Raw genomic sequence first — 11,935 nt, 5'->3', positions numbered from 1 at the left:
ATCGCTTCAGGTTGTTGTTTAAGCATGATCTTTTCGGAAAGCCGCTACGCACTTGTCCGGATCATGCTTTAGCTCAACTCATCCGAGACTATGACACCACGGTGACCGGCTGCGCCAGCACGCATCTCGCCGCCCTGCCCGGTCCGACCTCGACATTCGCGGGCAATTGCTCGAGGCAGCGCGGCTCTGCGAGCCTGCAGCGGGGAGCGAAGGAGCAGTTGTGCGGCTTCTCCGCCAGCGAGGGCGGGGTGCCGGGAATGGTCTCCAGGCGGGCGCCGCGCTTGGCGCCGTGGATGGTCGAGGCGAGCAGGCCCTTGGCGTAGGGATGCACCGGCGAGCGGACGATGTCGCGAAGCGTGCCCTGCTCCACGATCTGGCCGGCATACATCACCGCAACGCGGTCGCAGATCTCGATGGCGACGCCGATGTCGTGGGTGACGAAGATGACGGACATGCCGAACTCGCGCTGCAGCTCGCGCAGCAGCAGCAGGATCTGGATCTGCACGGTGGCATCGAGCGCGGTGGTCGGCTCGTCCGCCAGCAGGATCTTGGGACGGCAGGCGAGCGCGAGCGCGATCATCGCGCGCTGACGCATGCCACCGGACATCTCGTGCGGATAGGCGTCGAGCCGGCGCTTCGCCGAGGGGATGCGCACGACCTCGAGCATTTCGAGCGCCCGCGCCTTGCCCTCCGCGAAACTCTTGCCTTCGTGGCGCACGACGCTTTCGGCGATCTGAGCGCCGATGGTGTAGACCGGATCGAGCGCGAGCGCCGGCTCCTGGAAGATCATCGACACGGTCTGGCCGCGAAACGACGACAGCTCCTCGTCGTTCATGGCGAGCACGTCGCGGCCCAGCACGTTGACCGTGCCAGTGATCTGCGTGCGCTTCTTCGGCAGCAGCCGCATCAGCGCACGCAGTGTCACGCTCTTGCCCGAACCGGACTCGCCGAGCAGGCCCAGCACCTCGCTGTTGCCGAGCGAGAGGCTCAGATCGTTCACGGCATAGACCGTGCGCTCGCCGGTGAAGCGGATGTTGAGGCCCGAGATCTCGACGAGCTTTGTCATGACGGCAGTTTCGGCAATCGATCGTGATAGTCGGTGGCGCGCTGGAAGGCCGCGCCGATGGTGAGCAAGGTCGCTTCGTCGAAGGAACGACCGATCAGCTGCATCCCGACCGGCAGGCCGGTCTTCGTGAAGCCGGAGGGCACGGTGAGCGACGGCAGGCCGAGGAAATTCACCGGACGGGTGAACAGCGTGAGCCGCTGCAGCAGCGCCGGCGCGTTCGGGCCGCCGACGACGTCGCTCTCCTCGATCGTCGGTGCCGGCACCGGCGAGGCCGGTGCGATCACCGCATCGACGCCTGACGTCGCGGCGTTGTGGGCGGCGAGCGCCGGCCCGCGCCAGCGCATGGCCTCGAGATAGGTGATGGCGGGAACGGCGAGTCCGTTCTGGAGCCGCATCAGGACCTGCGCGCCATAATCCTGCGGACGCTCGATCATCCAGCGCTTGTGGAAGGCGGCGGCTTCCGCGGCGAGCACGAGCTGGCTGGCCGAGGACAATTGCCGCTGGTCCGGCAACTCGACCTTGACGATGTCGGCGCCCTCGCGCTTGAGCGCCGCGATGGTCTCGTCCAGCACGCGCGCAACCTCGCTGTCGAGATCGTCGACATAGAAGGAGACCGGCACGCCGATCTTGAGGCCCTTCAGCGCGCCTTTGGTCGCGCCGACGTAGTCCGACAGCGGCTCGTGGCTGCAGGTCGAATCGGCGGGATCGGGGCCGGCCATCAGGGCCAGCAACAGCGCGCAATCCTCGGCAGTGCGCGCCAGCGGGCCGACGGTGTCGAGCGATTGCGACAGCGGCATCGCGCCGGCACGGCTGACGCGGCCGACCGTCGTCTTGAGGCCGGTGACGCCGCAGAAATGCGCGGGCATGCGGATCGAGCCGCCGGTATCCGAGCCAAGCGCCGCATAGGTCAGGCGCGCGGCGACCGCGGAGCCGGAGCCGGATGACGACCCGCCGGTGATGTGCGCGACATTCCAGGGATTGCGCACCGGGCCGTAATGGGCGTTATGCCCGGTCGGCCCATAGGCGAATTCAGCCAGATGCAGCGTGCCGAGGCGAACCTGGCCGGCATCCTTCAACCGCTGCAAGGCCGTGGAGGTCACGGTCGGCACGAAGTCGCGGCGGATCAGCGAGCCACAGGTCGCGACGTGGCCCGCGTCGTAGTACATATCCTTGTGCGCGAGCGGCACGCCGTGCAGCGGACCACGGACGTTGCCCTTGGCAAGCTCGGCATCGGCTGCATCAGCCGCCTTCAACGCAGCCTCTGCCTCGATCGACATGAAGGCATTGAGGCGCGGCTGCCACTGCGCGATGCGATGCAACAGCGCGCGCGTCACCTCATGCGAGGACAGCTGCTTCGTCGCGATCGCACGCGCGACCTCGGTCAGCGTCATCAATGCGGGTTCGGTGCTCATTTCGACACCTTCTGCGTCTGCGCGAGCACATAGCCGGCGGGCTCGAGGTCGAACGGCAGCGTGCCGGCAATGGCCGCGAAGCCCTCGAAGGCAGGTCCGATGGCATTGGAGATGCGGGTTGCGATCTCGTCGTCCACGGGCACGCCTGCGACCAGCGCGATCGGCTTGATCTCTTTCGGTGTCGGTCTCGTCATGCGGTCTTCTCCCTGGGCGCGCGGCTATGGCCTGAACCCGGTATAGCCATGTAGCACGCGGCCTCGTGGCCCATTCTATCGAGCGCGGTGAGCTTTGGTGTCGCATTTGCGCAGAGCGGCTCCGCAAACGGACAACGGGTATGGAAGCGGCAGCCCGGGGGCGGATCGATCGGATTGGGCGGATCGCCTGATATCGGCGGCGTCTCGGTGCGCTGGTCGGGATCCGACGACGGCATCGCCGCAAGAAGGGCACGCGTATAGGGATGGGCAGGCGCGTCCCAGACCTGGTCGACCGGGCCGAGCTCGACGACCTCGCCGAGATACATCACCAGCACGCGGTCCGAGATGTAGCGGACCACGTTGAGGTCGTGGCTGATGAACAGATAGGTCAGGCCGAACTCGCGCTTGAGATCGGCCAGGAGATTGAGCACCTGCGCCTCGACCGATTTGTCGAGCGCCGAGACGGCTTCGTCCAGGATCACCAGCCGCGGCGACAGCGCCAGTGCCCGCGCGATGTTGACGCGTTGGCGCTGGCCGCCGGAGATCTCGTGCGGATAGCGGTTGGCGAACGTTTCCGGACGCAAGCCGACCTTGCCGAGCAGCTCGCGCGCGAGCGCGCGTGCCGTGGCGTCGGCCATGCCGTGCACCTTGGGGCCGAAGGCGATCGATTCCTCGATGGTGAGGCGCGGATTGAGCGAGGCGTAGGAGTCCTGGAACACCATCTGCATGCCGCGTCGCAATTCGCGCAGGCTCAGCGATTGGCCAACGGTCATGCCGTCATAGATGATGTCGCCGTCGTCGCGCGGCATCAGATGCATCAGCAGCCGCGCGGTGGTGGACTTGCCGCAACCGGACTCGCCGACGATGCCGACCGTCTCGCCCTTGGCGACGGTGAACGAGACGTTGTCGACGGCGCGCACGGTACGTTTGGCGGCGAACAGCCCGCCGCGCACCGGGAAATGTTTCGTCAGGCCGTTGACCTGAAGCAGCGGCTGCGCGACGCCGCCGACGTCCTCGACCGGCTCCAGCATGGCGACAGAGGCATTCTCGCTCATGGCAGCCGCCCTACACTTTTCCCGATCCCGGCGGGGCAACCCCATATGGCTGGTACTAGAGCCTCCACGCCGTCATGGCCGGGCTTGTCCCGGCCATCCACGCCTTGCCACGCGGAACGAAGAACGTGGATGCCCGGGACAAGCCCGGGCATGACGACCTTCCGTGCGGCGCCATTGTGCTTCTGCATCATCATTCGTCAGTTCCTGATGTCCATGGCGCTGCGCAGGCCGTCCGAAAGCAGGTTGAAGCAGATCGAGACCGCGAAGATCATCGCGCCCGGCAACGCTGCGACCCAGGGATTGACGTAGATCGCGGTTCGCAGCGTGTTCAGCATCAGGCCCCATTCCGGCTCCGGCGGCTTGGTGCCGAGACCGAGGAAGGACAGACCGGCCGCCAGGATCATCGAGACCGAGATCAGGCTCGTGGCATAGACGAAGATCGCACCGAGCACGTTGCCGAGGATGTGCACGCGCATGATGGTGAAGGGCCCGGCGCCGGAGGCACGCGCGGCCTCGACGAAATCCATGTTGCGCACGCCCGTCGTGACGCTCTCGGCGACGCGAGTGATCTGCGGCACGAACACCACCGTCAACGACACGATGGAATTGAGGATGCCGGCCCCGAGCGCGCCGGAGATCGCGATCGCCAGCAGCACGGACGGAAAGGCATAGAACACGTCGACCGTGCGCATGATCGCGGTGTTGAGCTTGCCGCCGACATAGCCGGCAATGATGCCGAGCGAGGTGCCGATGCAGAAGGCGAGAATCACGGGCAGGATGCCGATGACCAGCGACAGCCGGCCGCCGTAGATCAGCCGCGCCAGCATGTCGCGGCCGAGCTCGTCGGTGCCGAGCGGATAGCCCGCCGTGCCGATGTGGCGCAGGCGGCGGATCATCGAGCCCTTGTAGGGATCTTCGAGACCCAGCCACGGCGCAAGGACCGCGGAGAGGAAGATCAGCAACAGCACCAGCGCACAGGCCATGCTGACCTTGTCGCGCATGATGCGGCGGCCGACGGTCGCCCAATAGCCGCGCGCCTTGGTCGCGGGCGCGGCCTGCAGCGCGGCGTCGGCGGTGGCGTGAAGCGGAAGCTCGCTCATCGGCTAGCCCCGCTTGATACGCGGGTCGATCGCGGCTTGGGCGATGTCGACCAGCAGATTGAGGAACACGAAGAACAGCGCCAGGATCAGGATCGTGCCCTGCAGCAGCGGCAGGTCGCGCTGGAAGATCGCGGAGTTGAGCAGGAAGCCCGAACCCGGCCAGGAGAATACGGTCTCGATCAGGATCGAGCCGCCGAGCATGTAACCGAGCTGAAGACCCATCACGGCAAGCGCCGTGGGGGCGGCGTTCTTGACGACGTGGCGAAACACGCCGCGCTCGTGCAGGCCCTTGGCCCGCAAGGCTTCGACGAAATCCTGCGAGAGAATGTCACCGGTGAGGGCACGCACCGTGCGGGTGACGATGCCCATGGGAATCACCGATGTCGTGATCGCCGGCAGCACGAGATATTTCAGATGCGCCCAGTCCCAGGCCCAGGAATTGGAGCCGCCGGGCCCGGCGCCGACTGCGGGCAGCCAGTTCAGCTGTACCGAGAAGATGATGACGAGGAGCATGCCGAGCCAGTAATGCGGCACGGAGACGCCGGCGATGGCAAAGGACGTTGCGACCTTGTCGATCCAGGTCTCGCGAAAATAGCCGGCGATCAAGCCGAGCAGGATGCCCATCGTGAAGCCGATGATCGCCGCAGCGATCGCGAGCGTGACGGTGTTGCCGACCGCGCGCATGACCTCGGCGAGCACCGGGCGGCCCGTCGCGATGGAATTGCCGAGGTCGCCATGCAGCGCGCGCAAGAGCCAGAGGCCGAACTGCACCGGCAGCGGCCGGTCGAAGCCATAGGCGGCGCGAAGCTGCGCCGCGAGCTCCTGCGAGGCATCGGCCGGCAGCACCGCAACGAGCGGATCGCCCGGCGTGATGTGCACGAGCAGGAAGCACACCAGCGCCACGCTGATGACGATGGGGACGACATAGACGATGCGTCGGGCGATATAGGCGAGCACGTTGTTTACTCAGGTTGGCGCATGGACATCTCGGACGTCATGGCCGGGCTTGTCCCGGCCATCCACGTTTCTTCCTGCTCGGTCATTCCGGGACGATGCGAAGCATCGAAGCCGGAATCTCGAGATTCCGGGCTCGCCCTGCGTGCGCCCCGGAATGACTGAGCTGCGGAAAGACGTGGATGCCCGGGACAAGCCCGGGCATGACGTGAGGATAGAGTGAGGGCCGCCTCACGGCGCGATCGACACCGGCGAGAAGTCGATGAACCAGCTCTTCGGCTGCACGACGCCGGTCACCTTCGGGCTCATCGCACGCGGGCCGACGTCGTGGGCGACGTAGAGGAAGGCCGCGTCGTCGACGGAGGCCGCATGCAGTTCGGCGAGCGCGGCATCACGTGCGGCGGGATCGAAGGTCTGGCGCGCCTTCTTCACCAGCTCGTCGAATTTGGGGTTGTTGATGAAGCCCCAATTGTTCGAGACCGGCGGCGCCATGCCCGATTGCAGGAAGCGCACCAGGGCGAAGAACGGGTCCATCGCCGCATAGGTGACGTTGGTCGCGTTCGAGCCGTTGGCCGAGGGGTCCTTGGCGCCGCGGCGCCAGTTGGTGAACAGCGTATTCCACTCGATGACATCGAGCTTCACATCGAAATAGCATTCGGCGAGGGCCTGCTGGAGATATTCGTTCATCGCCAGCGGCTGCATCTGTCCCGAGCCCGACGCGGACGTCTGCGTCTTCACCGTCAGCTTCTTGTTGGGGCCGAAGCCGGCCTCCTGCATCAGCTTCTGCGCAGCCGCCTTGTCGTACTTGATCTCGAAGGTCGGCTTGCCGCGCCAGGGATGGCCGGGCTCGAAGGTGCCGGTTGCGGGCACCATCAGGCCGGCGAGGAGGCCGTCCCTGAGGCCTTCGCGGTCGATGCAGAGGTTCGCCGCCTTGCGCACGCGGATGTCGTTCCAGGGCGAGCCTTCGACGCGCGAGAATTGCCAGGGCCAGACATGCGGCTGCTCGTTGGCGTAGAGCTTGAAGCCGCGCTGCTTGAGCTCGGGCAGCGCGTCCGGCGCAGGCGCTTCGACCCAGTCGACCTGGCCCGAGAGCAGCGCCGCGGTGCGCGCATTCGCTTCCGGCATCGGCAAGAGCACCATCTTGTCGATCTTGGGCACGCGCGCCTTGTCCCAATAGTTCGCGTTCTTGACCAGTTCGAGCCGTTCGCGCGGCGTGAAGCTCGACATCTTCCACGGGCCGGTGCCCGAGGCGTCCTTGGCGAACGCGGTCCAGGCGGCCTGCGACTTCGCCTTGGCATCGGCGCCTTCGGCCTTGTCGTAGAAGGCCTGCCACTTCGCCGGGCTCGCCATGAACAGGTTGGTGAGGTTGATCGGCAGGAAGCTGTCGGGCTCCTTGGTGGTGAGCTCGACCGTCATGTCGTCGATCTTCTTTGCCGAGGCCAGCGTCGGCATGCGCGACGCCGTGACGCCGACCTGGCTGGCGTCGAATTGCGGCGCGTCCTGCTTCAGCACCTTCTCGACGTTCCACACGACGGCATCGGCGTTGAACGGCGAGCCGTCATGGAACGTGACGCCGGGGCGCAGCTTGAACACCCACTTGGTCTTGTCGGCATCGTCGACCTTCCACTCGGTGGCGAGACCGGGGATCACCACGCTCGCCTTGTCGGCGGAGGACAGGTCCCAGCCGGTCAGCGCGTCGTACATGGTGAGGCCGGTGAAGCGATTGCCTTCAAAGCCCTGATCGGGCTGACCCAGGGTGCGCGGAATATCGGCAGCGGTCATGCCGATGCGCAGCACGGTCTCGGCGCTGACCGCGCGCGGCCATGCGGCCACGCTCCCGAGCGCCAACAGCGCGATCAGCGCCGCGCGGGTCTTGTTCTTCTTGATAAGCATCGCCTCAATCCTTTTCCGGCTTTCGATGATTAATTTTGATGCAGCAGTATGCAATGGCTATGCCAAGGAGAAACTTATTCTGCAGATTGCCCCCGGGACGACAAGTCTTTGTGATGACGCACGGGCGAAATCGGCGCGCTGCCTATTCTGGCATCAAGATTGCAAGTTCGGCCCCAGATCCTCCCTGGAGCTTTGACTTATGCGTATTCGTCTGTCGACCTGTCTCGCCGTGCTTGCGTTGGCAGTTTCCGCAATCTCGGCGCGCGCCGAAACGGTGGTGCGTTACGGCATCTCGATGGCGGACATCCCGCTGACGACAGGCCAGCCCGATCGCGGCGCCGGCGCTTACCAATTCACGGCCTACACGATCTACGATCCCTTGGTCGCCTGGGAGATGGACGTCGCCGATCGCCCCGGCAAGCTGGTGCCGGGGCTCGCCACCGAATGGAAAGTCGACGATGCCGACAAGACCAAGTGGCGCTTTACGCTTCGCAAGGGCGTGAAGTTTCACGACGGCAGCGAGTTCAACGCCGATGCGGTGATCTGGAATCTGGACAAGGTGCTCAACGACAAGGCGCCGCAATTCGACAAGCGGCAGAGCGCGCAGGTGAAGACCCGCCTGCCCTCCGTCGCAAGCTACGCCAAGGTCGACGACTTTACCGTGGAGATCACCACCAAGACGGTCGATTCCTTCTTCCCGTATCAGATGCTGTGGTTCCTGGTGTCGAGCCCGGCACAATATGAAAAGCTCGGCAAGGATTGGGACAAGTTCGCCAGCCAGCCCTCGGGCACCGGCCCTTTCAAGTTGACCAAGCTGGTGCCGCGCGAGCTCGCCGAGCTGACCAAGAACCCTGACTACTGGAACAAGAAGCGGATTCCCAAGGTCGACAAGATCGTGCTGGTGCCGATGCCGGAAGCGTTGACGCGCACCAATGCGCTGCTTGCGGGACAAGTCGACCTGATCGAGACGCCGGCGCCGGATGCCGTCCCGCAGCTGAAAGCGGCCGGCATGAAGCTCGTCGACAACGTCACGCCGCATGTCTGGAACTATCATCTCAGCGTGCTTCCCGGCTCGCCCTGGACCGACATCCGCCTGCGCAAGGCGCTCAACCTTGCGATCGATCGCGAGGCGGTGGTCGGCCTGATGAACGGGCTGGCCAAGCCAGCCAAGGGCCAGGTCGACCCGTCCAGCCCGTGGTTCGGCAAGCCCAGCTTCGAATTGAAGTATGACCTCGCCGCCGCGAAAAAACTGGTCGAGGAGGCCGGCTACTCCAAGGCGAAGCCGCTCAAGACCACCTTCATCATTGCGCAAGGCGGCACCGGCCAGATGCTGTCGCTGCCGATGAACGAATTCCTGCAGCAGAGCTTCAAGGAGATCGGCATCGACATCGATTTCAAGGTCGTCGAGCTCGAGACGCTCTATACGCATTGGCGCAAGGGCGCGGCCGACGAGATGAACGCCGGCATCACCGCCAACAACATCGCCTATGTCACCTCGGACCCGCTCTACGCCATCGTCCGCTTCTTCCATTCCGGGCAGATCGCGCCCGTCGGCGTCAACTGGGGCGGCTACAAGAACCCGAAGGTGGATGCGCTGATCGACGAGGCCAAGCAGACCTTCGATGCCACCAAGCAGGACGAGCTGCTGGCGCAGGCGCATGCGCTGATCGTGGACGATGCCGCACTGGTCTGGGTCGTCCACGACACCAACCCGCACGCGTTGTCGCCGAAGATCAAGCAATTCGTGCAGGCGCAGCACTGGTTCCAGGATCTGACGACGATCGGGGTTGAGTGAGGGGCCGCCCTGCGCAAACACCACTGTCGTCCCGGGGCGCGACATAGTCGCGAGCCCGGGACCCATGGCCACAGGACTCGGTTTTGCGAAGACTCGTAGTTGCCGATCTCGCGTTACGGCTGCTCCCTGTGGTTATGGGGGACGACACCTTTAGTGTGGCACGAGCGATGCCCTCTCGCTTACAGTCCTACTTCGTCAGCAGCGTATACGCGCCGGTCCAGCCCTCCGGCGGTGGATTGAGCTGGAAATCCTTGATCCTTGCTTCGTAAAGCCGGAACAGCTTCTCGAGCGTGTCGGCATCCTCGCTGCGGCGGCCGCGCTCGATCGCGTCCAGTGCCCCCTGCCAGTTGCGGCTGCGGTAGCAGCCGAGCATCTCGATGGTGACGTTGCGCAGGCGCTGGAACGCGCCCGAATGCATCACGTCTTCACGGCCGGCGATGGCGTAGATCACCTCCGGCTCGGTCTTGCCCTTGACCATGATGAAGTCAAGCTCGAGGATCGCGAACTTCTCCTTGGCCGCGAGCGCGGTCCTGGATCCGACGATGATCGGAAAGCCGTATTCCTTGGTCTGCCCTTCCAGGCGCGAGGCCAGGTTCACGCTGTCGCCGAGCACGGAATAGTTCTTCTTCAGGTCGGAGCCCATGTTGCCGACGACGCCGATACCAGTGTTGAGACCGATGCCGACATTGAGCGGGATGTAGACGTGGCCGCCGTCGGCGGCCTCCTGCTCGCGCTCCTTGTTGACCACGTCGATCTGTTCCAGCATCTGGATCGCGGCCTCGCAGGCATTGACCTCGTGCTGGGGATCGTCGAGCGGCGCGTTCCAGAACGCCATGATGGCGTCGCCCATGTATTTGTCGATGTAGCCCTTGCGCTCGATGATCACGTCGGTCAGCGGCGTCAGGAAGCGGTTCATCAGTGCGATCAGCCCTTGCGGATCGTGCTTGTAGCTCTCGGAAATCGTGGTGAAGCCGCGCACGTCGGAGAACATGATCGTCATCTCGCGCTCCTCGCCGCCGAGCACGAGCTTTTCCGGCGACTGGGCCAACTGCTCGACCAGCACCGGCGACATGTATTGCGCGAACATGCCGCGGATCTGCACGCGCTGGCGCTGCTCGCGCACGAAGCTGGCGAAAATCAGCGTCAGATAGATCGCGGTGGTCGAGAGCAGCGGATAGGTGAAGTCGATGAGGTAGCGGTGCTGACTGTAGAAGAACCAGGACGTGCCGACCAGGATGGCAGCGAAGGCCGCGCCCGCCAGCACGAGGCGGACGGGGCCGAGATTCGGCGTGAAGATGATGACGAGCAGTCCGATGACCAGCGCGGCGATCAATTCGACGCCGAGCGCGTAGCTCGGCTGCGAGATCACCGCGCGGCTCAGCAGGCTTTCCAGCACCTGTGCATGGATCTCGACCCCGGGCATGGTCGAGGACACCGGCGTGGTCTTGATGTCGTTGAGACCGACTGCGGAGGTGCCGACCAGCACCAGCTTGCCGGCGATCCTGGCGGGCGGCACGGTGTTGTCGAGGACGTCGGCCGCCGAGACGTAGATCGAAGGATCCTGGCGCGCATAGTGCACCCAGAGCTGGCCGTTCTTGTCGGTCGGAATCTCGACGCCCTTGAGGCGAACGGCCCGCACGCCGGTCTTGTCGGTCCGGATCAGCAGCGTCGGCGTGCCCGTGGCGACGCGGAGGATCTCGAGGCTGAGCGAGGGCATAATGTGGCCCTGGGCACGCATCACCATCGGCACGCGGCGGATCAGGCCGTCGCGCTCGGTCTTGATGGTGAACAGGCCGCGGCCGGCCGCGACCTTCTCGATGACCGGTACGTTGCGGAGCAGGCCCGGGAATTCGAACAGGAAGCGTTCGGCGCCCTCCTCGCCAACCGTCGCGACGCCGGTGAACGGCAGCGACTTGTCGATCTCAGACGAGATCGCTCGCTGCCCGGTCTCGCCCAGCACCACGCGCGAGCGCTTGATCGCCTCGGCAAGGATCTGGTCGTTGGTCGGCAGCTCGCGCAGCTTGGCGCGGGTGGCATCGTCGAGAGAGCGCATCTGGCCCGCGACCAGATCCGGATTGAGCCGGTCGGGCTCAGAAAATACCACGTCGAAGCCGATCGCCACCGCGCCGTTGTTGGTGAGGTTCTGGATCAGGTCGGCGATCCGCGTCCGCGGCCACGGCCACTGGCCAAGCTTGGCGAGGCTCTTGTCGTCGATGTCGACGATGGTGACCGGCCGCGCCGTCTTGTGGCGCGGATCGATCAGCTGGAACATGTCGAAGGTGCGCAGCCGCAATTCCTGGATCGGCGGCGGATCCCAGAGCCGGGCGCCGGCAAACAGAACCAGCAGCACGAGGCACATCAGCCGCGCAAGGCCGAACTTCCGCGCAAACCACCGCCGCAGGATCTTGAGACGCTTCATGGGGGTTGGATATCACGCTTTGATGGCGAACGGCAGCGCGGATCGGC

Annotated in this window: 9 protein-coding genes; 1 reads left to right on the top strand and 8 read right to left on the bottom strand. The window is 65.2% G+C overall.

The genetic code is table 11. From position 1 onward, the window contains the following. Positions 1–88: 88 nt before the first annotated feature. From ABIA42_RS37345 to ABIA42_RS37315, 7 genes are all read right to left on the bottom strand, one after another. Positions 89–1,066, bottom strand: coding sequence for an ABC transporter ATP-binding protein (locus ABIA42_RS37345; protein WP_370116006.1), 978 nt, complete (start codon positions 1,064–1,066; stop codon positions 89–91). Further along, positions 1,063–2,478 carry an amidase gene (locus ABIA42_RS37340; RefSeq protein WP_370116008.1) on the bottom strand — a complete coding sequence of 472 codons (1,416 nt, stop codon included), beginning with the start codon at positions 2,476–2,478 and terminating at the stop codon, positions 1,063–1,065. The genes ABIA42_RS37345 and ABIA42_RS37340 overlap by 4 nt, the downstream gene beginning before the upstream one ends. Continuing rightward, positions 2,475–2,672, bottom strand: a complete 198-nt coding sequence (locus tag ABIA42_RS37335) for a hypothetical protein (RefSeq protein WP_271527032.1) — start codon at positions 2,670–2,672, stop codon at positions 2,475–2,477. Before ABIA42_RS37335 ends, ABIA42_RS37340 begins: the two co-directional genes overlap by 4 nt. After that, complete coding sequence (locus ABIA42_RS37330; protein ID WP_370116009.1) at positions 2,669–3,727, bottom strand: ABC transporter ATP-binding protein; 1,059 nt, start codon at positions 3,725–3,727, stop codon at positions 2,669–2,671. The genes ABIA42_RS37335 and ABIA42_RS37330 overlap by 4 nt, the downstream gene beginning before the upstream one ends. Positions 3,728–3,924: 197 nt before the next feature. Then, a complete protein-coding gene (locus tag ABIA42_RS37325) occupies positions 3,925–4,827 on the bottom strand; it encodes an ABC transporter permease (RefSeq protein WP_035669569.1) in 903 nt (300 codons plus the stop codon). Between the two features lie 3 nt (positions 4,828–4,830). Then, complete coding sequence (locus tag ABIA42_RS37320; protein WP_194390076.1) at positions 4,831–5,784, bottom strand: ABC transporter permease; 954 nt, start codon at positions 5,782–5,784, stop codon at positions 4,831–4,833. A gap of 228 nt (positions 5,785–6,012) precedes the next feature. Next, positions 6,013–7,674, bottom strand: coding sequence for an ABC transporter substrate-binding protein (locus tag ABIA42_RS37315; protein WP_370116011.1), 1,662 nt, complete (start codon positions 7,672–7,674; stop codon positions 6,013–6,015). Positions 7,675–7,873: 199 nt separating this feature from the next. Between ABIA42_RS37315 and ABIA42_RS37310 the strand changes: the two genes are divergently transcribed. Continuing rightward, a complete protein-coding gene (locus ABIA42_RS37310) occupies positions 7,874–9,469 on the top strand; it encodes an ABC transporter substrate-binding protein (RefSeq protein WP_271527041.1) in 1,596 nt (531 codons plus the stop codon). A gap of 187 nt (positions 9,470–9,656) precedes the next feature. Here the strand turns inward: ABIA42_RS37310 and ABIA42_RS37305 are convergent, their stop codons facing one another. Further along, positions 9,657–11,888: a CHASE2 domain-containing protein gene (locus tag ABIA42_RS37305; RefSeq protein ID WP_370116012.1), complete on the bottom strand. Its 2,232-nt coding sequence runs from the start codon at positions 11,886–11,888 to the stop codon at positions 9,657–9,659. Positions 11,889–11,935 lie beyond the last annotated feature (47 nt).

Origin of the sequence: Bradyrhizobium sp. USDA 327 (genome assembly GCF_041262065.1) — a bacterium.
Lineage (GTDB): Bacteria > Pseudomonadota > Alphaproteobacteria > Rhizobiales > Xanthobacteraceae > Bradyrhizobium > Bradyrhizobium liaoningense.
The sequence above is the reverse complement of the archived record's forward strand: the minus strand, read 5'-3'. Positions and strand labels throughout refer to the sequence as shown.

What these genes read in the sequence shown, in the direction of transcription:
- ABIA42_RS37345 (WP_370116006.1), bottom strand. Translation starts at nt 1,066, where the DNA reads ATGACAAAGCTCGTCGAGATCTCGGGCCTCAACATCCGCTTCACCGGC.
- ABIA42_RS37340 (WP_370116008.1), bottom strand. Translation starts at nt 2,478, where the DNA reads ATGAGCACCGAACCCGCATTGATGACGCTGACCGAGGTCGCGCGTGCG.
- ABIA42_RS37335 (WP_271527032.1), bottom strand. Translation starts at nt 2,672, where the DNA reads ATGACGAGACCGACACCGAAAGAGATCAAGCCGATCGCGCTGGTCGCA.
- ABIA42_RS37330 (WP_370116009.1), bottom strand. Translation starts at nt 3,727, where the DNA reads ATGAGCGAGAATGCCTCTGTCGCCATGCTGGAGCCGGTCGAGGACGTC.
- ABIA42_RS37325 (WP_035669569.1), bottom strand. Translation starts at nt 4,827, where the DNA reads ATGAGCGAGCTTCCGCTTCACGCCACCGCCGACGCCGCGCTGCAGGCC.
- ABIA42_RS37315 (WP_370116011.1), bottom strand. Translation starts at nt 7,674, where the DNA reads ATGCTTATCAAGAAGAACAAGACCCGCGCGGCGCTGATCGCGCTGTTG.
- ABIA42_RS37310 (WP_271527041.1), top strand. Translation starts at nt 7,874, where the DNA reads ATGCGTATTCGTCTGTCGACCTGTCTCGCCGTGCTTGCGTTGGCAGTT.
- ABIA42_RS37305 (WP_370116012.1), bottom strand. Translation starts at nt 11,888, where the DNA reads ATGAAGCGTCTCAAGATCCTGCGGCGGTGGTTTGCGCGGAAGTTCGGC.